Source organism: Cedecea sp. B1(4) (assembly GCF_059414925.1).
The window spans coordinates 89673-111734 of the sequence record NZ_JCAHMZ010000003.1; the positions used below are offsets into that span (position 1 = coordinate 89673).

Here is a 22062-nt window from a genome sequence, read left to right on the forward strand (position 1 = left end):
ACAGAAAAGGGGCGATTCTAGCGGCGCCCAGCTTAATTGTCAGTTGTCACTATCAGAAAAGCTTTTACGCGTTTTTACCTGCGCCATGCTTTCCAGAATTCGGTGGTAGTTTTCGAAACGTGTTTCAGCGATCTGGCCTTGTTCCACGGCTTCTCGCAGGGCACAGCCTGGGTCATTGTCGTGGCGGCAGTCGCGGTATTTACAACGGCCTAAGTAATCATGGAATTCGACAAACCCGTGGGTGATTTGTTCAGGCTCGAGGTGCCAGAGGCCAAATTCACGCACGCCGGGGGAGTCAATGACATCGCCGCCGCCCGGGAAGTGATAAAGGCGGGAAGCCGTGGTGGTGTGCTGGCCAAGACCGGAGACGTCGGAAACGTCATTCACCAGAATTTGTTTATCGGTGAAGCCTAACAAGTGATTCAGCAGGCTTGATTTACCCACACCCGACTGGCCCGCAAAGATGCTGATGCGGCCCACGAGCTCGGCTTCAAGCTCTTTAAGCCCTTCTGCTTTATAGCTGGAAACCATCAGCACGCGATAGCCAATTTTGCGGTAGATATCCATCTGCTCGTTAACGAAGGCCCGGCCTTCATCGTCCAGCAGATCGGTTTTGTTCAGCACCAGCAGTGGCTCAACGTCGAGGGTTTCGCAGGCAACGAGATAGCGGTCGATGATATTCAGCGACAGCTCCGGCAGAATGGCCGAAACGATGATGATTTGGTCTATGTTGGCCGCAATCGGTTTTACGCCGTCGTAAAAGTCTGGGCGGGTCAGAACGGAGGTACGCTCATGCACGGCCTCCACAATCCCTTTTTTCGAGACGCCTTCAGCGGCCTCTTTCGCCAGGCGCCAGACTACCTTGTCGCCGGTAACCAGCGAACGAATGGTGCGACGAATGTTGCAGCGATGTACCGTGCCTTCATGCGACTCGACGTCCGCATGCTGGCCAAAGCGGCTGATGACCGTGCCTTCGCGCGGTTCACCAAACTGGGCATCGTCATAGTCGGCTTTCTCCACGGTTTTTGTCAGACGACGCTGGTGGTTCGCGTTGACGCGGCGCTGCTGTCCTTTGGAGAGTTTATTTTTGCTCAAGCGTACTGGCTCCTGGTCGCCCCTGGTGGGCAAAACCTCTATGATACACACTATTTTATACGAATTAACCCATCGTCAAGGGTGGGCGACGCACAAGAAGGGTGGAAAATAACATGAGTGGAAACGAAAACAATCTGATTTGGATTGATTTAGAAATGACCGGTCTGGATCCCGAGCGGGATCGCATTATTGAGATTGCTACCCTGGTGACTGATGCCAACCTGAACATTCTGGCAGAAGGGCCTACCATCGCGGTACATCAGTCTGATGCACAGCTGGCGTTAATGGATGACTGGAACGTTCGCACCCATACCGCAAGCGGGCTGGTTGAGCGCGTGAAAGCAAGCTCGCTTGACGACCGTGCTGCGGAGTTGGCGACGCTGGAGTTTCTGAAGCAGTGGGTGCCGGCGAATACATCTCCAATTTGCGGGAATAGCATCGGGCAGGATCGTCGCTTCTTGTTTAAGTATATGCCTGAGCTGGAAGCCTACTTCCATTATCGATACCTCGACGTGAGCACGTTGAAAGAGCTGGCGCGTCGCTGGAAGCCAGAAATTCTGCCCGGCTTTAAAAAACAGGGGACCCACCAGGCGATGGACGATATCCGCGAGTCCGTAGCGGAGCTGGCTTACTATCGCGAGAATTTTATTAAGCTTTAAAAACAGTCCCCTTGCCGAAAGGTGAGGGGAAAATAGCCAAAGCCGATGATAAAATAATCATCGTGGCGATTTAACCAGCAGTCAGACGAAAATCGCGAAAAAAAACGTTTGAGGGCTTGCGACAAAAACGAATTCTCGTATAATGCGCCTCCCGTACCGATGCAGAATTTGCAGCGTTACACAGAGCGGGAATAGCTCAGTTGGTAGAGCACGACCTTGCCAAGGTCGGGGTCGCGAGTTCGAGTCTCGTTTCCCGCTCCAAATTTTCCTTTCAAGCATAAATTATCCACAGCGTCCAGCAAGCGTCGCGGATGGTATTTTGCTGTCTTGCAATACAACTATGAACAGACTTATCCACAGCCTTCTGTCTTTCCTTGTGCCTTCTACAAATGTAATATTTATTACACCAATATTTTAATGCATTGATAATTAAGGTATTAATTTAGTATCGAAATATTAATGTAATACTTGCAGAAATTTTGACACTTGAATGACAACGTGTTTTTGAATGTTATGCACACGCTGTGGACATATCACGCGTCGCGCGGAAGCCCTTTCTCAATCACCCTCACCAGACGCTGTTTCTTCGGTAACTGAACCTCAACGGCCTGCTCGCTTCGTCTGGCTAATTGTTGCGCAATCGCCCATTCAATGTGTTCATCCAGAAGTGGGTGCTCACCTTGTCTCTGTTCAAGCGCGGCCAAATTCGCCTCATCCCAGGGAGCGTTGCCCAGCGCAACGGCGATATTACGCAGCCAGCGAAGGTGGCCAATGCGACGGATCGCTGAGCCTTCGGTCACGCGCAGGAAGTGCTGCTCACTCCAGGCAAACAGCTCGATCAACGGCGGAGAATGGAGTGCCTTACGAGGGCTGAAGTCATCTTCTTCGCTAAGCTGCGAGTAGCGGTTCCACGGGCAGATTAGCTGGCAGTCATCGCAGCCATAGATGCGGTTGCCGATAAGCGGCCGGAATTCTTCCGGGATTGCGCCTTCAAGTTCTATGGTCAGATAGGAAATACACCGCCTTGCGTCCACCGTGTAGGGCTCGACGATGGCGTTGGTCGGGCAAAGGGTCATGCAGGCTACACAGCGGCCGCAGCCTTCCTCAACGGGGGAATCAATCGGCAGCGGAATATCGACCAGCAATTCGCCGAGGAAGAAGAACGAACCCGACTCGCGATTAAGAATTAGTGAGTGCTTACCTGTCCAGCCCAGCCCCGCTTTTTCGGCCAGCGGGCGCTCAAGAAGCGGCGCGGAGTCAACAAAAGGTCTAAAATTCAGCGTTGAGCAGTGGGACTGAATCATTTCCCCCAGCTTTTTTAAGCGGTTACGCAAGACTTTATGGTAATCACGGCCCAGCGCGTAGCGGCTGACGTAACCAAGCTGCGGGTTTTTCAGCGTTGAGGCGAAGGCGGCGTTGGTTGGAAGGTAATTCATGCGAACGCTAATGACCCTGAGCGTACCGGGCACCAGCTCGTGTGGGCGCGCGCGCATCATGCCGTGCCGGGCCATCCAGTCCATTTCACCGTGATATTGCTTGTCGAGCCATTCCTGCAGCTGCGGCTCGCTGGCGGTGAGATCGGTATCGGTAATACCGACCTGCTGGAAGCCAAGATCTTTGCCCCATTGTTTAATGCTTTGCGCTAACTGATTGTAATCGAGGGGCTGTGACATGACGGACCATAACCTGAAAAAGTACGTCAAAAGTATACCACATTCGGTCTGGCCGGCAGACTGGCTGCGTAATGCTGAAAAAGACGCAGCCGATAGCCTGGGCATTACGCTTTATGAACTGATGCAGCGTGCCGGTGAAGCGGCATTTCAGATTGCCCGCACGCGTTATCCTGAAGCTCGCCACTGGCTGATTGCTTGTGGACACGGAAATAACGGCGGGGACGGGTATGTCGTTGCCCGGCTGGCACAGGCGGCGGGTTTTCAGACAACGTTGCTGGCGGTGGAAAGCGATAAGCCCTTACCCGAAGAAGCCGGTCAGGCGCGTGAAGCGTGGCTTAATGCGGGCGGCGTTCCGCACGATCCCGATGAAATCTGGCCCGCAGACGTTGATTTGATTGTTGATGCTTTGCTGGGCATTGGCTTAAGCAGCGCGCCGCGTGAAGGCATTGCCCGGCTGATTGAGCAGATGAACGTTCACCCTGCACCGGTTGTCGCGTTGGATATCCCTTCTGGCCTGCTGGCAGAAACAGGCGCTGTGCCCGGCAAGGTAGTTCAGGCGGCGGATACGGTGACTTTTATCGCGCTGAAACCAGGTTTACTCACGGGGAAAGCGCGAGATGTGGTTGGCAGGTTGCACTATGCCGCTCTGGGGCTTGAACCCTGGCTCGAAAGGCAGATCGCGCCCATTTCCCGGTTTGATGTTCAGCAGCTTGCCGGGTGGATTAAACCGAGGCGGCCGACTTCGCATAAAGGGGATAACGGGCGGCTGGTACTGATTGGTGGCGACAGCGGCACTGCCGGAGCCATTCGTATGGCCGGCGAAGCTTCGCTTCGTGCAGGCGCGGGTCTTGTTCGGGTACTTACTCGTGCTGAAAACGTTGCGCCACTGCTTACCGCTTGCCCTGAGTTAATGGTTCATGAGTTGACGCCACAATCGCTTGATGAGGCTCTGGAATGGGCGGATGTGGTGGCCATTGGGCCAGGGCTTGGGCAGCAGGAATGGGGCAAGAAAGCGCTGCAGAAAGTCGAAAATAGCCGTAAACCGATGCTTTGGGATGCGGACGCGCTTAACCTTCTGGCAATCAATCCGGATAAACGTCAGAATCGCGTGATTACGCCTCATCCCGGCGAAGCGGCACGGCTGCTAAATTGCGCTGTGTCACAAATTGAGAGTGACCGCTTACTTGCAGTAAGGCGTTTGGTCAAACGTTATGGCGGAACCGTGGTCTTAAAAGGTGCCGGCACGCTGGTTGCCAGCCACGATCGGCTGGGCGTTATCGACGTTGGCAATGCCGGGATGGGAAGCGGTGGAATGGGGGATGTGCTGTCGGGGATCATTGCCGCATTGCTGGCACAGAAGCTTACCCCTTATGATGCTGCCTGTGCAGGCTGCGTGGCCCACGGCGCGGCGGCTGATGTTTTAGCTCGCCAGCGAGGCATGCGCGGCATGCTGGCAAGCGACCTGCTTTCAACGCTTTACCTATTTGTTAACCCGGATTTGAATACCTGAAGCCATGATGAATCGAGTTATTGCATTACCTGAAGAAGCGGCAACGTTAGCGTTGGGCGAACGCCTGGCACAGGCCTGTGAGGGCGCGACGGTGATTTACCTTTATGGCGACCTCGGCGCGGGCAAAACCACCTTTAGCCGTGGTTTTTTACAGGCGCTGGGGCACAAGGGCAACGTTAAAAGCCCAACCTATACATTAGTTGAGCCATATCAGCTTGATAACCTGATGGTTTATCACTTTGACTTGTATCGTCTGGCAGACCCCGAAGAGCTTGAATTTATGGGGATCCGTGACTACTTCACCAACGACGCAATTTGTCTGGTGGAATGGCCGCAGCAGGGGACAGGTGTGCTCCCGGACCCGGATGTCGAAATTCACCTGAGCTACGAGGCGCAAGGTCGCGAAGCGCGCATTGCCGCCGTTTCCTCATCTGGTGAAGCGTTACTGGCGCGGTTAGCCAAATAGCAAGGATGACGGGATGATCTATCGCGTGAAAGGTTGGTTGATGGCTGGATTCCTGCTGCTGTGCTGTGCACAAGCGGGGGCGGCGGCGCTGTCTGATATTCAGGTTTCCAACGGTGAAAATCAGGCACGTATCACTTTTAGTTTTATGGGCGACCCGGAATACACTTTTTCACAGGATAATAAGCGAAGCGTTGCGCTGGATATCAAACAAACCGGCGTGATTCGCGGACTGCCTTTGCAGTTTAGCGGCAGTAATCTGGTGAAAAGCATTAGTGCCGGGCAGCCAAAAGACGATCAATCTTTGCGCCTGGTCGTCGATTTAACCCAGCCTGGTAAAACCCGCGCGGTGAAACAGCAAAACGGTGCCAACTATACCGTTATCTTTACAATCAACGCTGATGCACCTCCACCTCCACCGCCGCCGCCGGTTGTGGCTAAGCGCGTTGAACCCGTTGCCCCCGTTCAGGCTCCAGATCCTGCCCGTAATCCCTTTAAGCCTCAGCAGGTCACCGGCGCGATAGGTTCTAATACCGTGACTCGCCCGGCGGCTCATGCAAAAAACAGTGGCCCGTTGGATACCGTTGTGGTCGCCATTGATGCCGGTCACGGAGGTCAGGATCCCGGTGCGATTGGCCCTGGTGGTACGCAGGAAAAGAACGTCACTATTTCTATCGCGCGGAAGCTGAAAGCCCTGCTGAATGATGACCCGATGTTCCGCGGCGTACTGACTCGCGATGGAGATTACTTTATCTCGGTCATGGGGCGTTCAGACGTAGCGCGTAAGCAGAATGCAAACCTGCTAGTGTCTATTCATGCGGATGCAGCGCCGAATCGCGATGCCACGGGCGCATCCGTCTGGGTGCTTTCTAACCGCCGTGCAAACAGTGAAATGGCGGGCTGGCTGGAGCAGCACGAGAAACAATCTGAGTTGCTGGGCGGCGCGGGAGATGTGCTGGCAAATAGCCAGGCCGATCCCTACCTGAGCCAGGCTGTGCTGGATTTGCAGTTCGGTCATTCTCAGCGCGTCGGGTATGATGTCGCGACCAAAGTGCTGGCTCAGCTGCAGCGCGTAGGCTCTTTGCATAAGCGCCGCCCGGAACACGCGAGTCTGGGCGTGCTGCGTTCACCGGATATTCCTTCTCTGTTGGTTGAAACGGGCTTCATCAGCAACAGTTCCGAAGAGCGCTTGCTTGGCAGCGACTCTTACCAGCAGCAAATAGCTCAGGCCATTTATGAGGGGCTGCGTAACTATTTCCGCGAGCACCCACTGCAGTCTGCTCCATCGAATGAGCAAACTGCCCGTAGCCAACTGGGTTCGCCGCAGCAGGTCGCGGTGACCAACTAAGGAGATAACATGCCGATTCAGGTTCTGCCGCCGCAGCTTGCGAACCAGATCGCCGCTGGCGAGGTTGTAGAGCGCCCTGCGTCGGTAGTGAAGGAGCTGGTTGAGAACAGCCTGGATGCTGGGGCCACGCGCATAGATATCGACATTGAACGTGGTGGCGCGAAGCTCATTCGTATTCGGGACAACGGCTGCGGTATCAAGCAGGAAGAGCTGGCGCTGGCACTGGCTCGCCACGCCACCAGTAAAATTGCTTCGCTTGACGATCTGGAGGCCATTATCAGCCTCGGGTTTCGCGGCGAAGCGCTGGCAAGTATCAGCTCTGTTTCCCGCCTGACCCTGACATCGCGTACCGCAGAACAAAATGAAGCCTGGCAGGCCTATGCCGAAGGGCGTGACCAGGCTGTGACGGTCAAACCAGCCGCGCACCCCGTTGGAACAACGCTCGAAGTGCTCGATCTGTTTTACAACACGCCTGCGCGCCGAAAGTTCATGCGCACCGAAAAAACCGAATTTAATCATATTGATGAAGTGGTACGCCGCATTGCGCTGGCGCGGTTCGACGTTTCTATCACGCTTAATCACAACGGCAAAATGATCCGTCAGTACCGTGCCGTACAGGAGGGTGCGCCACGCGAGCGTCGCCTGGGGGCTATTTGCGGTACGCCGTTTCTTGAACAGGCGCTGGCCATTGAGTGGCAGCACGGTGATCTGACGCTACATGGCTGGGTTGCTGAGCCTTCTGCAACCACTTCGGCCCTGGCGGAGATCCAATATTGTTATGTTAACGGGCGCATGATGCGCGACCGCTTAATTAACCATGCGATTCGCCAGGCCTGTGAAGACAAACTGGGCGTGGATCAGCAGCCAGCCTTTGTGCTGTATCTGGAGATCGACCCGCATCAGGTGGACGTTAACGTTCACCCTGCGAAGCATGAGGTGCGTTTCCATCAGTCACGGCTGGTACATGACTTTATTTATCAGGGCGTGATCAGCGTACTTCAGCAGCAGGGTGAGAACGCCCTGGCGCTGGAAGAAACGGCGGAAACGCCCGTTGAGCGCTGGCAGCCGGAGAACCGTGTTGCCGCCGGGCGCAATCAGTTTGCCACGCCAGCCGTCGCGCGTGAGCCCCGTGAGACTGCGCCAAGGCAGATTTCGTCTACATCTGGCAGCGGTGGCCGTCCAGCCGGGGTCGGTGGTACGCCCCTTTGGCCACACGCGGCGCCTGGCTATCAAAAGCAGCAGGGTGCCCTTTACCATCAGTTGCTTGAGACGCCTGACGTCGAGCCAAAACCTGCCGTTCGCGCTGAAGAGCCAGCTGCGTTAGAGGGCCACTCGCAAAGTTTTGGCCGGGTGTTAACGGTTTTACCGCCGGATAAAGCTTTGCTGGAGCGACAGGGCAAACTTTCGCTGCTTTCGCTGGTGGTGGCCGAACGGTGGCTAAAACAGGCTCAACTGGCGCCGGGGAGTGAGGGTCTGCGTGCTCAGCCGCTGCTGATTCCGCTCCGGCTGAAAGTCAGTCGCGAAGAACATGACGTATTGGTTAAATATCAGGCGCTTTTGAAAGAAATGGGCATTGAGTTTGATACCGATGCCCGGCAGATAACAATTCGCACGGTACCTTTACCTTTACGGAAACAAAATTTACAAATCTTGATTCACGAACTGCCAGGATACCTGGCGCAACAGGCGGACGTTTCGGCGGGCCAGCTGGCTTTGTGGATTGCTCGTCATTTGGCCAGCGATCACGAACAGTGGAGTCAGGCTCAGGCGATTACCCTGCTGGCAGACGTTGAACGTCTTTGCCCGCAGTTGGTGAAATCACCCCCCAGCGGTTTACTGCAACCTGTTGATTTACAATCGGCGATGAACGCCCTGAAAGATGACTGAAGAGAAAAAAAGGCCACAGGCGATTTTTTTAATGGGGCCAACGGCCTCAGGTAAGACGGCACTTGCTATTAATTTGCGTAAAACTTTGCCGGTAGAGTTGATAAGCGTAGATTCGGCCCTCATCTATCGTGGAATGGATGTCGGTACCGCTAAGCCAACGGAACAAGAGCAAGCCCAGGCGCCTCACCGGTTACTGGACCTGCTTGACCCGGCTCAGGCGTACTCTGCGGCAGATTTTCGCCGCGATGCGCTGGCCGAGATGGCTGAAATTACCGCCGCCGGGCGTATTCCGCTGCTGGTCGGCGGCACTATGCTCTATTTTAAAGCGCTGCTGGAAGGGCTTTCGCCACTCCCGTCGGCGGACCCGGAAGTCAGGGCAAGAATAGAGCAACAGGCGGCAGAGCAAGGATGGAATGCGCTGCATCGTCAACTGGAGGAAATCGATCCGGTTGCCGCTGCCCGGATTCATCCAAATGATCCGCAAAGGCTTTCCCGGGCACTGGAAGTTTTTTTCATTTCGGGTAAAACTTTAACGGAACTGACGCAAACGTCAGGAGAAGCTCTGCCGTATCAGGTGCATCAGTTCGCCATCGCCCCGGCGAGCCGTGAACTGCTCCATCAGCGAATTGAGCAGCGTTTTCATCAGATGTTAGCTTCAGGTTTTGAAGCAGAAGTGCGGGCGCTTTTTGCTCGCGGAGATTTGCATACGGAGATGCCTTCCATCCGTTGTGTGGGTTACCGCCAGATGTGGTCTTATTTGGCCGGTGAAACGTCATACGATGAAATGGTTTATCGAGGTATTTGCGCGACGCGTCAATTGGCTAAGCGCCAGATGACCTGGCTGCGTGGTTGGGAAGGTGTTCATTGGTTAGACAGTGAAAAACCTGAGCAGGCATACAGCGAAGTGCTACAGGTTGTTAGTGCGAAGCATGGGTGAATGTGTACAATTGAATCGTCAGCGTGCGCAAATTTTTACGCAGTTTTTCAGAGCTAATCGCTCTTGAGTGACAAACAACAAACATATAAGGAAAAGATAGAATGGCTAAGGGGCAATCTTTACAAGATCCGTTCTTGAACGCACTGCGTCGTGAACGTGTTCCAGTTTCTATTTATTTGGTGAATGGTATTAAGCTGCAAGGTCAAATTGAGTCTTTCGATCAGTTCGTGATCCTGTTGAAAAACACGGTCAGCCAGATGGTCTATAAGCACGCGATTTCTACCGTTGTTCCGTCTCGTCCGGTTTCTCATCATAGCAATAACACCGGCACCGGCGGTTCTGGCGGCTACCATCACGGCGGCAGCGCGCAGGCTGGTTCTGCGCCGCAACAAGACAGCGAAGAAACCGAATAAGGTTGCTTGCTGTTTTCCCGGTCGGGGGACCAGTTCAACTGCGTTCCCCGCTGGTCTTTTTGAGAGGTTATACGTTTGTTTGACCGTTATGATGCCGGTGAGCAGGCGGTACTGGTTCACATCTATTTTTCGCAAGACAAAGACATGGAAGACCTGGCGGAGTTTGAATCCCTGGTCTCTTCAGCTGGTGTCGAAGCGCTGCAGGTGGTAACCGGTAGCCGCAAGTCCCCACACCCAAAGTATTTTGTTGGTGAAGGCAAAGCCGTTGAGATTGCCGAGGCCGTTAAGGCCACTGGGGCGTCGGTTGTGCTGTTTGATCATGCGTTATCGCCCGCCCAGGAACGCAACCTGGAAGCCCTGTGCCAGTGTCGTGTTATCGACCGCACCGGGTTAATTTTAGATATTTTTGCCCAACGTGCACGTACCCATGAGGGTAAATTGCAGGTTGAGCTGGCCCAGCTTCGCCATTTGGCTACGCGCCTGGTACGCGGCTGGACTCACCTTGAGCGCCAGAAAGGCGGGATCGGTTTACGCGGTCCAGGGGAAACCCAGCTCGAGACGGATCGTCGTCTGCTGCGCAATCGTATTATGCTGATCCTTTCGCGGTTAGAGCGCGTAGAAAAACAGCGCGAGCAGGGACGCCGTTCACGTAATAAAGCCGATGTGCCGACGATTTCATTGGTGGGTTACACCAACGCCGGTAAATCCACGCTATTTAATAGAATTACCGCGGCCGATGTTTATGCCGCGGATCAGCTATTTGCCACACTCGATCCTACACTGCGTCGTATTGACGTCGCCGATGTGGGCGAAACCGTGCTGGCAGATACTGTCGGTTTTATTCGCCACCTGCCTCACGATCTGGTAGCGGCGTTTAAGGCCACTTTGCAGGAGACACGTCAGGCCACGCTGTTGTTACACGTGATTGACGCGGCCGACTTCCGGATGCAGGAAAACATTGCAGCAGTCGATACCGTACTGGAAGAGATTGAGGCGAATGAAATCCCTACGCTGTTGGTCATGAATAAAATCGATGCGCTGGATGAGTTTGAGCCGCGTATCGACAGGAACGACGAGAATGTGCCGATCCGCGTCTGGCTTTCCGCACAGACCGGTGCCGGTGTCCCACTGCTTTTCCAGGCTCTGACGGAGCGTTTGTCTGGTGAAATTGCGCAGCATACGCTGCGTTTACCCCCTCAGGCAGGGCGTTTGCGGAGCCGTTTTTATCAGCTTCAGGCAATAGAAAAAGAGTGGACAGAGGAAGACGGATGCGTGGGGTTAGAAGTTCGTATGCCTATCGTGGACTGGCGTCGCCTCTGTAAACAAGAACCGGCACTCGCGGATTACATCGTTTAGATGTCATCAGACTGGTTCATATACCCTAAATAATTCGAGTTGCAGGCAGGCGACAAGGCCGAGAGTCCCCAAGAGCATAGCCTAACAATGTGACTGGGGTGAGCGGGCGCAGCCAACGCGCCTGCGGTTTGAAGTATGACAGGTATAAATGTCCTGAAGACTATTTCCCCCTCGGGGGATATCACCGCACAACAAATATGGAGCATAAACATGGCGTGGAATCAGCCCGGTAATAACGGACAGGACCGCGACCCGTGGGGAAGCAGCAAGCCTGGCGGCGACTCTGGGGGTAACAAAGGAGGGCGCGATCAAGGGCCACCTGATCTGGATGATATCTTCCGCAAGCTGAGTAAAAAACTCGGCGGCCTTGGCGGCGGGAAAAGCGGTGGCAGCGGCGGTGGTAATGCATCGCAGGGGCCGGGCAATCCTATTGGCGGTCGCGTTATCGGTATTGTGGCTGCAGCAGCGGTTATTATCTGGGCCGCAACCGGGTTCTATACCATTAAAGAAGCCGAACGCGGTGTTGTGACCCGCTTTGGTAAATTCAGCCATCTCGTTGAGCCGGGTCTGAACTGGAAACCGACGTTTATCGACAGCGTTCAGGCCGTGAACGTTGAGTCGGTACGTGAACTTGCGGCGTCCGGCGTGATGCTGACTTCTGACGAAAACGTCGTGCGCGTTGAGATGAACGTGCAGTACCGCGTGACCGATCCACAGCGTTATCTGTTCAGCGTGACCAGTGCGGATGACAGCCTGCGTCAGGCCACCGACAGCGCGCTGCGTGGCGTTATCGGTAAATACACCATGGATAAGATCCTCACCGAGGGTCGTACCGTAATTCGTAGCGATACCCAGCGTGAGCTTGAAGAAACCATCAAGCCTTACAACATGGGTATCACGCTGCTGGACGTAAACTTCCAGACGGCACGTCCGCCAGAAGAAGTTAAGGCCGCCTTTGATGATGCGATTGCCGCTCGTGAGAACGAACAGCAGTACATTCGTGAGGCAGAAGCTTACAGCAACGAAGTACAGCCGCGTGCAAACGGCCAGGCTCAGCGTATTCTGGAAGAAGCGCGTGCATATAAAGCACAAACCGTTCTGGAAGCGCAGGGTGAAGTGGCTCGCTTCGCTAAGATGCTGCCTGAATATAAAGCCGCACCGCAGATTACCCGCGAGCGTCTGTATATCGAAACCATGGAAAAAGTCCTTAGCCACACCCGTAAAGTGCTGGTTAACGATAAAGGTGGCAACCTGATGGTGCTGCCGTTGGATCAGATGTTGAAGGGCGGCGCTCAGCAGCCGGCCGCGAAGAGCGATAACAGCGCAGCGAACAATTTGCTGCGTCTGCCGCCAGCGTCCAGCTCAAGCAGCAGTGCCAGTACCTCTTCGTCCTCCTCGAGTGGCGATATCATGGATCAGCGCCGTGCCAACGCACTGCGCAACGATACCCAGCGCGTAGGGAGTGAATAACGATGCGTAAGTCTTTTGTGGCAGTAATTATCATCGTGATGGTCGTGATCTACACCTCGTTGTTCGTGGTGCATGAGGGCGAGCGCGGCATTACATTACGCTTCGGCAAAGTCCTGCGTGATGACGAAAACAAGCCGGTCGTGTATGAGCCAGGTCTGCACTTCAAGATCCCGTTCATTGAAACCGTGAAAACCCTGGATGCGCGTATCCAGACGATGGACAACCAGGCCGATCGCTTTGTGACCAAAGAGAAAAAAGACCTGATCGTTGACTCCTACATCAAGTGGCGTATCAGCGACTTCAGCCGTTACTACCTTGCTACTGGCGGTGGTGATGTTTCTCAGGCAGAAGTGCTGCTGAAACGTAAGTTCAGTGACCGTCTGCGTTCTGAAATTGGTCGTCTGGATGTGAAAGACATCGTGACCGATTCCCGCGGTCGCCTGACGCTGGACGTTCGTGATGCTCTGAACTCTGGTTCTGCCGGCACGGATGATGAAGTGGCTACGCCTGCAGCTGACGATGCCATTGCTTCCGCAGCGGCGCGTATTACTGAAGAGACCAACGGTAAAGTGCCGGTGGTTAACCCGAACAGTATGGCGGCGTTGGGTATTGAAGTTGTGGACGTCCGTATTAAGCAGATTAACCTGCCTGCTGAAGTGTCCGAGGCGATTTACAACCGTATGCGTGCAGAGCGTGAAGCAGTTGCCCGTCGTCACCGTTCACAGGGTCAGGAAGAAGCTGAGAAGCTGCGTGCAACCGCAGACTACGAAGTTACCCGTACGCTGGCAGAAGCCGAGCGTGAAGGGCGTATCTCTCGTGGTGAAGGTGATGCTGAAGCCGCGAAGCTGTTTGCTGATGCGTTTAGCCAGGATCCAGACTTCTACGCCTTTATCCGTAGCCTGCGTGCTTATGAAGCCAGCTTCCAGTCTAATCAGGACATCATGGTACTGAGCCCGGACAGCGACTTCTTCCGTTACATGAAAACGCCAGCCAATAGCTCACGCTAATCGCTGAGTAATGAGAAAGAGCCGGTTTACCGGCTCTTTTTTTATGCCCGCAAAGGATGATTATGAATTCAACAATCTGGCTGGCGCTTGCGCTGGTTTTGGTACTCGAAGGCCTGGGACCGATGCTTTATCCGCGCATCTGGCGGCGAATGATTCTGGCTATGGCACAATTGCCGGACACGTTGTTGCGCCGTTTTGGCGGAGGTCTTGTGGTTGCTGGCATCGTTATCTACTACATGTTGAGTCGCGCCAGTAGCTGAGTGAAATTTATCCGGCAGAAACTGATTTTGTATACTAAAAGGGCTGTTCATCTGAGAAACCGATGGTAGAATCCATTTTTAAGCAAACGGTGATTTTGAAAAATGGGTAACAACGTCGTCGTACTGGGCACCCAATGGGGTGACGAAGGTAAAGGAAAGATCGTCGATCTTCTGACTGAACGGGCTAAATATGTTGTGCGCTACCAGGGCGGTCACAACGCAGGTCACACTCTCGTAATCAACGGTGAAAAAACCGTTCTTCATCTTATTCCATCAGGCATTCTTCGCGAAAACGTCACCAGCATCATCGGTAACGGCGTTGTGCTGTCTCCAGCTGCGCTGATGAAAGAGATGAAAGGTCTGGAAGACCGCGGTATTCCAGTACGTGAGCGTCTGCTGCTGTCAGAAGCTTGCCCGCTGATCCTTGACTACCACGTTGCGCTGGACGTTGCGCGTGAAAAAGCTCGCGGCGCGAAAGCTATCGGCACCACTGGTCGTGGCATCGGCCCTGCATACGAAGACAAAGTGGCCCGTCGTGGCCTGCGCGTTGGCGACCTGTTCGACAAAGCCACCTTTGCAGACAAGCTGAAAGAAGTGATGGAATACCATAACTTCCAGCTGGTGAACTTCTACAAAGTTGAAGCCGTTGACTACCAGAAAGTGCTGGACGATGCGATGGCGGTTGCCGACATTCTGACCAGCATGGTTGTGGATGTCTCTGACCTGCTGGATCAGGCGCGTCAACGCGGCGACTTCATCATGTTCGAAGGTGCTCAGGGTACGCTGCTGGACATCGACCACGGTACTTATCCGTACGTAACCTCCTCTAACACCACCGCAGGTGGCGTTGCGACCGGCTCCGGCATCGGTCCGCGCTATGTGGATTACGTTCTGGGTATTATCAAAGCTTACTCCACTCGCGTGGGTGCTGGTCCGTTCCCAACCGAGCTGTTCGATGACATCGGCGAATTCCTGTGCAAACAGGGTAACGAATTCGGGGCTACTACCGGTCGTCGCCGTCGTACCGGCTGGCTGGATGCGGTTGCCGTGCGTCGTGCCGTGCAGATCAACTCCTTGTCCGGCTTCTGCCTAACCAAGCTTGACGTCCTGGACGGCCTGAAAGAAGTGAAAATCTGCGTAGGCTATCGTATGCCTGATGGTCGTGAAGTGACCACCACGCCAATGGCTGCGGATGACTGGGAAGGCATCGAACCGATTTATGAAGTGATGCCTGGCTGGTCTGAAACCACTTTCGGCGTGAAAGAGCGCAGCGGTCTGCCGCAGGCAGCGCTGAACTACATCAAACGCATTGAAGAAGTCACCGGCGTACCGATTGATATTATTTCAACCGGCCCGGACCGTACTGAAACCATGATTCTGCGCGATCCGTTCGACGCATAATGATGTCACGGGGTGTGGTTTCACACCCCGTATCGCTTTCTTCCCGCCGCTTTATTCATCATTCCAATCAAATAAATTAGCTGGCAACCATATGGCTGGTTTATCATCAATATGTACCTGCTTTAAGGTGCAATTTGCCTTGCGCAAAGCGTTTCCCCTCCCACCCATGAGGTTGATGTGCAGTTAACGAGTTTTACTGATTACGGTTTACGTGCTTTGATTTATATGGCTTCTCTTCCCGAAGGGAGAATGACCAATATCTCTGAAGTGACAGAGGTGTACGGCGTGTCCCGTAATCACATGGTGAAAATCATCAATCAACTCAGCCGCGCGGGCTATGTCATGGCCGTGCGAGGAAAAAATGGCGGCATTCGTCTTGGTAAGCCTGCGGAAACGATCCGCATTGGCGACGTGGTGCGCGAGCTGGAGCCGCTCTCATTGGTGAACTGTAGCAGTGAGTTTTGTCATATCACCCCCGCCTGCCGACTCAAACAGGCTTTGGCTGAGGCGGTGCAGAGTTTCCTACAGGAACTGGACAAGCACACGCTGGCCGACCTGGTGGACCAAAACCAACCGCTCTACAAATTACTGCTGGTGGAATAATCACGATTCCATCTGCGGATGACAACGGAGGACCCGAAATGTCAAAAGATCCTTTCCAGGAACGAGAAGCCGAAAAATACGAAAACCCGATCCCAAGCCGGGAGTTTATTCTCGACCATCTCTCAAAACGTGAAAAACCGGCCAGCCGCGAAGAGCTGGCGGAAGAACTAAAAATCTCCGGCGAAGAACAGCTTGAAGCTCTGCGCCGTCGTCTTCGTGCGATGGAGCGTGATGGCCAACTGGTCTTCACCCGCCGCCAGTGTTACGCGCTGCCGGAACGCCTGGATCTGCTGAAAGGTAAAGTGATCGGCCACCGCGACGGATTTGGTTTCCTGCGCGTTGAAGGGAGTAAAGACGATCTCTATCTTTCATCCGAGCAGATGAAAATGTGCATGCACGGCGATCTGGTGCTGGCGCAGCCGCTTGGCGCGGACCGTAAAGGCCGCCGCGAAGCGCGTGTTGTGCGCGTGCTGGAGCCAAGAACCGGGCTGATTGTTGGCCGCTACTTTACCGACGCTGGCGTAGGTTTCGTGGTGCCGGACGACAGCCGCCTGAGCTTCGATATTCTGATCCCACCGGAAGCGCTGATGGGCGCCCGCATGGGCTTTGTGGTGGTGGTCGAGCTGACCCAGCGTCCGACCCGTCGTACCAAAGCGATCGGTAAGATTGTTGAAGTGCTTGGCGACAACATGGATACCGGCATGGCCGTTGATATGGCGCTGCGTACCCATGAAATTCCGCACGTCTGGCCGAAAGAAGTTGAAGCCCAGGTTGCAAAACTGAAAGAAGAAGTGCCGGAAGAAGCCAAAATCGGCCGTGTTGATCTGCGCGATCTGCCGCTGGTGACCATCGACGGCGAAGACGCGCGTGACTTTGACGATGCCGTATTCTGCGAGAAAAAACGCGGCGGTGGCTGGCGCTTGTGGGTTGCGATTGCCGACGTAAGTTACTACGTTCGTCCTCCTACGGCGCTGGATAACGAAGCCCGCAATCGCGGGACGTCAGTTTACTTCCCGTCGCAGGTAGTACCGATGCTGCCGGAAGTGCTTTCAAACGGCCTGTGTTCCCTGAACCCGCAGGTTGACCGCCTGTGTATGGTCTGCGAGATGACTATCTCCGCGGCAGGGCGCCTGACGGGCTATAAATTCTATGAAGCGGTGATGAGCTCCCATGCGCGCCTGACCTACACCAAGGTCTGGCATATGCTGCAGGGCGATCAGGAACTGCGCGAACAATATGCGCCGCTGGTTAAGCACATCGAAGAGCTGCATAACCTCTACAAGGTGCTGGAAGTTTCTCGTGCTCAACGCGGCGGGATCTCGTTTGAAAGCGAAGAAGCGAAGTTTATCTTCAACGCCGAGCGCCGCATTGAGCGCGTCGAGCAGACCGTGCGTAACGATGCACACAAACTAATCGAAGAGTGCATGATCCTCGCTAACATCTCGGCGGCGCGTTTTGTCGAGAAGAATAACGAGCCAGCGCTGTTCCGCGATCACGATCGCCCAAGCAACGATGCGATCACCGCGTTCCGTTCAGTGCTGGCTGAGCTGGGCCTTGAGTTGCCAGGCGGGCAAAAACCAGAACCGCGTGATTACGCCGATCTGCTGGAATCTATCGCCGATCGCCCTGACCACGAAATGCTGCAAACCATGCTGCTGCGCTCGATGAAACAGGCGATTTACGATCCGGAAAACCGTGGGCACTTTGGCCTGGCGCTGCAGTCCTACGCGCACTTTACTTCGCCAATTCGTCGCTACCCGGACTTGTCCCTGCACCGCGCCATTAAATACTTACTGGCAAAAGAGCAGGGGCATACCGGGAACAGCACCGAATCCGGCGGCTGGCACTACAGCATGGAAGAGATGCTGCAGTTGGGTCAGCACTGCTCGATGACCGAACGCCGCGCTGACGAAGCGACTCGCGACGTAGCGGACTGGCTGAAGTGCGACTTTATGCAGGATCAGGTCGGCCAGGTATTCAACGGCATTATCGCCAGCGTAACAGGCTTTGGTTTCTTCGTGCGTCTGGACGATTTGTTTATCGACGGCCTGGTTCACGTCTCGACGCTGGACAACGACTACTATCGCTTTGACCAGATTGGTCAGCGCCTGATTGGCGAGTCCGGCGGGCAGACTTATCGTCTGGGCGACCGCGTTGAGGTTCGGGTGGAAGCTGTGCACATGGACGAGCGCAAGATCGACTTCGCGCTTATCTCAAGCTCACGTGCGCCGCGCGGTGCAGGCAAAACGGCAAAAGACAAAGCGAAGCGAGGCGGAAATGGTGGTGCACCGTCTAAACGCCGTCAGGCAGGCAAGCGCGTAAACTTCGAGCCGGACAATGCTTTCCGTAAAGAGAAAGACGGAGCGAAAGCAAAGAAAGAGAAGGCTGGAAAGAAACCGAAGAAAGCCAAAGCGCCGTCTGACAAAACCCGTAAAATAGCCGCAGCAACGAAGGCGAAGCGCGCCGCGAAGAAGCAGGCGAGCTGATATTACCCTCACTCTGGCGTATTCCCTCCCGGAGAGGGAGAGGGGGCAAACAGAACGATAATGTATGCTTTTATCGTTTTCCCCCTCGCCCCTTTGGGGAGAGGGCCGGGGTGAGGGGAAAAATCCCGATTATGAACAAACCAACACGGGCGAACCCTCGTCCGCAATGAGTGATATCGATGAGTGAAATTATTTACGGCATTCACGCCGTCCAGGCCCTGCTTGAACGTGCTCCGCAGCGTTTTCAGGAAGTCTTTATCCTGAAAGGTCGCGAAGACAAGCGCTTGCTGCCGCTGATCCACGCTATTGAAGCACAAGGGATCCCGGTGCAGGTGGCAAATCGCCAGTGGCTCGACGAGAAAGCCGAAGGCGCGGTACACCAGGGTATCATCGCCCGAGTGAAGCCGGGCCGCCAGTATCAGGAAAACGATTTGCCTGACCTGATCGCCGAACACGAACGTCCGTTCCTGCTGATCCTGGACGGTGTAACAGATCCGCATAACCTTGGTGCCTGCCTGCGTAGCGCAGACGCGGCCGGTGTGCATGCCGTTATCGTCCCGAAGGATCGTTCCGCGCAGCTGAATGCGACGGCAAAAAAAGTTGCCTGTGGCGCAGCGGAGAGTGTGCCGCTGATCCGCGTCACCAACCTGGCCCGCACCATGCGTCTGCTGCAGGAAGAGAACGTCTGGATCGTCGGCACCGCCGGTGAAGCGGACCATACTCTGTTCCAGAGCAAATTCACTGGCCCGATGGCGCTGGTTATGGGCGCAGAAGGTGAAGGCATGCGTCGTCTGACCCGCGAGCACTGCGATGAGTTGGTCAGCATTCCAATGGCCGGGACCGTTTCTTCTCTGAACGTGTCCGTTGCCACCGGCGTTTGCCTGTTCGAAATCGTGCGTCAGCGCGGTTAAGCCACATCATCTGAATGGGGTGGAAACACCCCGTTTGTGATCCCCCTCCGCGCAGAACCCGCATCTCCGTCCATACTTACTGGCATTGCCACAGATGGAGGGAACAGCATGCGCTGGCAAACTCACACCGTTTTTAATCAACCCAAACCCCTCAGCAACAGCAATCTTTTTCTTTCAGACATCCCGTTGCGAGAAGCTGTCGTTCGTGAAGGGGCTGGCTGGGATGTTGAACTGCTGGCCAGCATCGGCCAACAGCTGGGATCTGCAGAATCTCTGGAGCTCGGCCGCCTGGCAAACATCAATCCGCCGGAGCTGCTGCGGTTTGACGCCAGCGGAGAGCGCCTGGACGATGTTCGTTTTCACCCCGCCTGGCATTTGCTGATGCAAGGCCTGTTTGCTAATCGGGTTCACAACCTGGCCTGGCAAGAAGATGCTCGTCAGGGCGCTTTTGTTGCCCGTGCGGCTCGGTTTATCCAGCATGCTCAGGTTGAAGCGGGCACGCTTTGCCCGATTACGATGACGTTTGGAGCAACGCCACTGTTGCTACAGCACTTACCCAAAGTATTTGAAGGCTGGCGCAAGCCCTTGCTGAGCGATCGCTATGACGCACATTTGCTGTCGGGTGAACAAAAACGTGGTTTGCTGATCGGTATGGGAATGACTGAAAAGCAGGGTGGATCTGACGTGCTGAGTAACACGACTCGCGCGGAACCGCTGGCTGGCCGAGGGGCCGGTGAGGCTTACCGGCTGGTGGGGCACAAATGGTTTTTCTCCGTGCCGCAAAGCGATGCGCATTTGGTGCTTGCTCAGGCTAAGGACGGACTGTCGTGCTTCTTCTTACCGCGTATTCTGCCGGACGGCCAGCGCAATGCCGTTCGTCTTGAACGGCTCAAGGACAAGCTGGGCAACCGTTCAAACGCCAGCAGTGAAGTCGAGTTCTGTGATGCCACGGCCTGGCTTATTGGTGAGGAAGGCGAAGGCATTCGTCATATTTTGAAGATGGGCGGATTTACCCGCTTCGACTGTGCGCTGGGGAGTCACGGTCTGATGCGGCGAGCACTCTCCGTGGCCTTGTGCCACGCCCTTCAGCGGCAGGCCTTTGGCAAAACGCTTATCGAACAGCCGATGATGCGTCAGCTACTGGGAAAAATGGCGCTGCGGCTTGAAGGCCAGACGGCTTTTCTTTTCCGTCTGGCGCGAGCGTGGGAGTCGCCGGACAATGCTCTACAGCTGGCCTACAGCCGTTTGTTTACCCCGGCCGCGAAATTCAGCATCTGTAAAGCAGGGATCCCTTTTGTGGCCGAAACGATGGAGGTTCTGGGTGGCGTGGGCTACTGCGAAGAAAGCGAGTTGCCTCGGTTATATCGTGAAATGCCTGTAAACAGCATCTGGGAAGGATCTGGCAATATTATGAGCCTTGATGTGCTGCGCGTGTTCGCCAAACAGCCTGCGGCAATGGAGATGCTGTGCAGCGAATTTGATGAGGTTAAAGGGCAAAACCGGCATTTCGATCGCAGCTGGCGGCAGTTACAGCAGCGTTTGCGTAAGCCTCAGGAGGAGAGAGGCAGAGAAATTACGCAGCAACTGGCTAATCTCGCCTGTGGGGCACAATTACTTAAATCACTTTCACCCCCGGCAGCGGAAGCCTGGTGCCGTATGGTGCTGGATGAACGGGGAGAATCGCTTTTGCCCGAGCAGGTCATCAATGACGTGCTGCTGCGGGCAACGGGAGGCGTGGCTTAATAAAATCGCGGGCCTTTACGCGTAGAGAATGGCCTTCGCTCGCCAGCTATCGGCCAGAGAATTTTCTTGCATCTGAATAATGCGGTACCAGGAAGCGCCTTGCTCGTCAGCTTTCAGCGCGATCATACGTTCGACGTCCTGAGGGCTGCCGGCAATGTCATTGACCGAAATTAATCCGATTTCATTGAGGCCCGTTACGCAGTCCGCGCTGGCAAACTCGGCGGACTGCGCCAGAGTCGGAATGAGGCCAACAGATAACAGCAGTGTCGTTAAGGCAAGAGATCGTTTCATTGTCAGTTCCTTATCATTTTACCCCGAAGTGACAGGGCAATCCTTCGCTTACTCAAAGCTGACCCCGCTTCCTGAGGGCGAGGTCCATTGTGCATAAGAAACGATCAAGCGGCGAAAAGCTGTGTAAATATCAATAAATAACGGCTATCGGCCTGGACTATTTTCGATACAAAATAGCCTGTGAATACCACTGGCCTGGGATAACCGTCTCATCATTCATAATGATGAGATAATAATCAGCTTTTGCTGCTGCGGCTTTCTTCTTAATAATGGCTTCTGAGTCCATCGGAGAGCCACGTACCACGGCGGTCACGGTGCCTATTTTTGTTAATTCCGCAGTCTGAGTGCGCTGTACTTCCTGCGGATAATTCGTCGGCGACGGTGCCGGCTGCGGTGTACCCTGAAGCACGCTGCAGGCGCTGAGTAAGGCTGCCAAAAATAGTACGAATAGCCGTGGCATGATGGTTTCTCGTTTCTTAACGATCATAGTGTAGTTCCGGGTTTGACCGTGCAAAGGGGGAATGTTCCCGATTTGTTATCTCAGGCGCG

20 protein-coding genes and 1 tRNA gene are annotated in these 22062 nt (G+C 54.8%); 17 read left to right on the top strand and 4 right to left on the bottom strand.

All coding sequences use genetic code 11. The features are described 5' to 3' along the window. Positions 1–39: 39 nt before the first annotated feature. Positions 40–1095, bottom strand: a complete 1056-nt coding sequence (gene rsgA, locus ACR6JA_RS07920) for a small ribosomal subunit biogenesis GTPase RsgA (protein WP_213714723.1) — start codon at positions 1093–1095, stop codon at positions 40–42. A gap of 113 nt (positions 1096–1208) precedes the next feature. On the opposite strand from rsgA, the gene orn reads away from it, so the two are divergent. Continuing rightward, the gene (gene orn, locus ACR6JA_RS07925; protein ID WP_008453623.1) at positions 1209–1754 is read left to right on the top strand and encodes an oligoribonuclease; all 546 of its coding nucleotides are present in this window, start codon (positions 1209–1211) and stop codon (positions 1752–1754) included. Between the two features lie 185 nt (positions 1755–1939). After that, positions 1940–2015 (top strand) — tRNA-Gly (locus ACR6JA_RS07930). A gap of 272 nt (positions 2016–2287) precedes the next feature. On the opposite strand, the gene queG is transcribed toward ACR6JA_RS07930, so the two are convergent. After that, complete coding sequence (gene queG / locus ACR6JA_RS07935) at positions 2288–3427, bottom strand: tRNA epoxyqueuosine(34) reductase QueG (protein WP_166993296.1); 1140 nt, start codon at positions 3425–3427, stop codon at positions 2288–2290. Here queG and nnr point away from each other — a divergent pair. From nnr to ACR6JA_RS08010, 15 genes are all read left to right on the top strand, one after another. Further along, a complete protein-coding gene (gene nnr, locus ACR6JA_RS07940; RefSeq protein ID WP_213714721.1) occupies positions 3426–4937 on the top strand; it encodes a bifunctional ADP-dependent NAD(P)H-hydrate dehydratase/NAD(P)H-hydrate epimerase in 1512 nt (503 codons plus the stop codon). The genes queG and nnr overlap by 2 nt on opposite strands. A gap of 4 nt (positions 4938–4941) precedes the next feature. Then, positions 4942–5403: a tRNA (adenosine(37)-N6)-threonylcarbamoyltransferase complex ATPase subunit type 1 TsaE gene (gene tsaE, locus ACR6JA_RS07945; protein WP_008453617.1), complete on the top strand. Its 462-nt coding sequence runs from the start codon at positions 4942–4944 to the stop codon at positions 5401–5403. 13 nt (positions 5404–5416) lie between these two features. Continuing rightward, a complete protein-coding gene (amiB, locus tag ACR6JA_RS07950; protein WP_494493845.1) occupies positions 5417–6748 on the top strand; it encodes an N-acetylmuramoyl-L-alanine amidase AmiB in 1332 nt (443 codons plus the stop codon). Positions 6749–6757: 9 nt separating this feature from the next. Further along, positions 6758–8635 (top strand): DNA mismatch repair endonuclease MutL, encoded by a 1878-nt coding sequence (gene mutL / locus ACR6JA_RS07955; RefSeq protein ID WP_494493846.1) that lies wholly within the window; start codon positions 6758–6760, stop codon positions 8633–8635. Further along, the gene (gene miaA / locus ACR6JA_RS07960) at positions 8628–9572 is read left to right on the top strand and encodes a tRNA (adenosine(37)-N6)-dimethylallyltransferase MiaA (protein ID WP_213714715.1); all 945 of its coding nucleotides are present in this window, start codon (positions 8628–8630) and stop codon (positions 9570–9572) included. Before mutL ends, miaA begins: the two co-directional genes overlap by 8 nt. A 101-nt stretch (positions 9573–9673) precedes the next feature. Beyond that, entirely contained in the window at positions 9674–9985 is a 312-nt protein-coding gene (gene hfq / locus ACR6JA_RS07965; RefSeq protein ID WP_008453608.1) for an RNA chaperone Hfq, read from the top strand. A 75-nt stretch (positions 9986–10060) separates the two neighbouring features. After that, on the top strand, positions 10061–11341 hold the full coding sequence (gene hflX, locus ACR6JA_RS07970; protein ID WP_008453606.1) for a ribosome rescue GTPase HflX: 1281 nt from the start codon (positions 10061–10063) through the stop codon (positions 11339–11341). Between the two features lie 210 nt (positions 11342–11551). Next, a complete protein-coding gene (gene hflK / locus ACR6JA_RS07975; protein ID WP_166877258.1) occupies positions 11552–12811 on the top strand; it encodes an FtsH protease activity modulator HflK in 1260 nt (419 codons plus the stop codon). 2 nt (positions 12812–12813) lie between these two features. Continuing rightward, positions 12814–13818 carry a protease modulator HflC gene (gene hflC, locus ACR6JA_RS07980; RefSeq protein ID WP_494493847.1) on the top strand — a complete coding sequence of 335 codons (1005 nt, stop codon included), beginning with the start codon at positions 12814–12816 and terminating at the stop codon, positions 13816–13818. 62 nt (positions 13819–13880) lie between these two features. Then, a complete protein-coding gene (locus ACR6JA_RS07985; RefSeq protein WP_008453600.1) occupies positions 13881–14078 on the top strand; it encodes a DUF2065 domain-containing protein in 198 nt (65 codons plus the stop codon). Between the two features lie 102 nt (positions 14079–14180). Further along, the gene (locus tag ACR6JA_RS07990; protein WP_008453598.1) at positions 14181–15479 is read left to right on the top strand and encodes an adenylosuccinate synthase; all 1299 of its coding nucleotides are present in this window, start codon (positions 14181–14183) and stop codon (positions 15477–15479) included. Positions 15480–15656: 177 nt separating this feature from the next. Then, positions 15657–16082 carry a nitric oxide-sensing transcriptional repressor NsrR gene (gene nsrR / locus ACR6JA_RS07995; protein ID WP_008460383.1) on the top strand — a complete coding sequence of 142 codons (426 nt, stop codon included), beginning with the start codon at positions 15657–15659 and terminating at the stop codon, positions 16080–16082. A gap of 38 nt (positions 16083–16120) precedes the next feature. Next, positions 16121–18568: a ribonuclease R gene (gene rnr, locus ACR6JA_RS08000; RefSeq protein ID WP_494493848.1), complete on the top strand. Its 2448-nt coding sequence runs from the start codon at positions 16121–16123 to the stop codon at positions 18566–18568. 179 nt (positions 18569–18747) lie between these two features. Beyond that, a complete protein-coding gene (rlmB, locus tag ACR6JA_RS08005; RefSeq protein WP_213714710.1) occupies positions 18748–19479 on the top strand; it encodes a 23S rRNA (guanosine(2251)-2'-O)-methyltransferase RlmB in 732 nt (243 codons plus the stop codon). A gap of 108 nt (positions 19480–19587) precedes the next feature. After that, positions 19588–21222, top strand: a complete 1635-nt coding sequence (locus ACR6JA_RS08010) for an isovaleryl-CoA dehydrogenase (protein WP_494493849.1) — start codon at positions 19588–19590, stop codon at positions 21220–21222. 15 nt (positions 21223–21237) lie between these two features. Here ACR6JA_RS08010 and yjfN read toward each other — a convergent pair whose 3' ends face one another. Both yjfN and bsmA read right to left on the bottom strand, forming a co-directional pair. After that, positions 21238–21513 (bottom strand): DUF1471 family protease activator YjfN, encoded by a 276-nt coding sequence (gene yjfN / locus ACR6JA_RS08015; protein ID WP_213714706.1) that lies wholly within the window; start codon positions 21511–21513, stop codon positions 21238–21240. A 157-nt stretch (positions 21514–21670) separates the two neighbouring features. After that, the gene (gene bsmA / locus ACR6JA_RS08020) at positions 21671–22000 is read right to left on the bottom strand and encodes a biofilm peroxide resistance protein BsmA (RefSeq protein WP_213714704.1); all 330 of its coding nucleotides are present in this window, start codon (positions 21998–22000) and stop codon (positions 21671–21673) included. Between the last annotated feature and the right edge of the window lie 62 nt (positions 22001–22062).

What these genes read in the sequence shown, in the direction of transcription:
- amiB (WP_494493845.1), top strand. Translation starts at nt 5,417, where the DNA reads ATGATCTATCGCGTGAAAGGTTGGTTGATGGCTGGATTCCTGCTGCTG.
- ACR6JA_RS08010 (WP_494493849.1), top strand. Translation starts at nt 19,588, where the DNA reads ATGCGCTGGCAAACTCACACCGTTTTTAATCAACCCAAACCCCTCAGC.
- nnr (WP_213714721.1), top strand. Translation starts at nt 3,426, where the DNA reads ATGACGGACCATAACCTGAAAAAGTACGTCAAAAGTATACCACATTCG.
- ACR6JA_RS07990 (WP_008453598.1), top strand. Translation starts at nt 14,181, where the DNA reads ATGGGTAACAACGTCGTCGTACTGGGCACCCAATGGGGTGACGAAGGT.
- hfq (WP_008453608.1), top strand. Translation starts at nt 9,674, where the DNA reads ATGGCTAAGGGGCAATCTTTACAAGATCCGTTCTTGAACGCACTGCGT.
- tsaE (WP_008453617.1), top strand. Translation starts at nt 4,942, where the DNA reads ATGATGAATCGAGTTATTGCATTACCTGAAGAAGCGGCAACGTTAGCG.
- rlmB (WP_213714710.1), top strand. Translation starts at nt 18,748, where the DNA reads ATGAGTGAAATTATTTACGGCATTCACGCCGTCCAGGCCCTGCTTGAA.
- yjfN (WP_213714706.1), bottom strand. Translation starts at nt 21,513, where the DNA reads ATGAAACGATCTCTTGCCTTAACGACACTGCTGTTATCTGTTGGCCTC.
- rnr (WP_494493848.1), top strand. Translation starts at nt 16,121, where the DNA reads ATGTCAAAAGATCCTTTCCAGGAACGAGAAGCCGAAAAATACGAAAAC.
- hflK (WP_166877258.1), top strand. Translation starts at nt 11,552, where the DNA reads ATGGCGTGGAATCAGCCCGGTAATAACGGACAGGACCGCGACCCGTGG.
- hflC (WP_494493847.1), top strand. Translation starts at nt 12,814, where the DNA reads ATGCGTAAGTCTTTTGTGGCAGTAATTATCATCGTGATGGTCGTGATC.
- miaA (WP_213714715.1), top strand. Translation starts at nt 8,628, where the DNA reads ATGACTGAAGAGAAAAAAAGGCCACAGGCGATTTTTTTAATGGGGCCA.
- queG (WP_166993296.1), bottom strand. Translation starts at nt 3,427, where the DNA reads ATGTCACAGCCCCTCGATTACAATCAGTTAGCGCAAAGCATTAAACAA.
- bsmA (WP_213714704.1), bottom strand. Translation starts at nt 22,000, where the DNA reads ATGATCGTTAAGAAACGAGAAACCATCATGCCACGGCTATTCGTACTA.
- orn (WP_008453623.1), top strand. Translation starts at nt 1,209, where the DNA reads ATGAGTGGAAACGAAAACAATCTGATTTGGATTGATTTAGAAATGACC.
- mutL (WP_494493846.1), top strand. Translation starts at nt 6,758, where the DNA reads ATGCCGATTCAGGTTCTGCCGCCGCAGCTTGCGAACCAGATCGCCGCT.
- ACR6JA_RS07985 (WP_008453600.1), top strand. Translation starts at nt 13,881, where the DNA reads ATGAATTCAACAATCTGGCTGGCGCTTGCGCTGGTTTTGGTACTCGAA.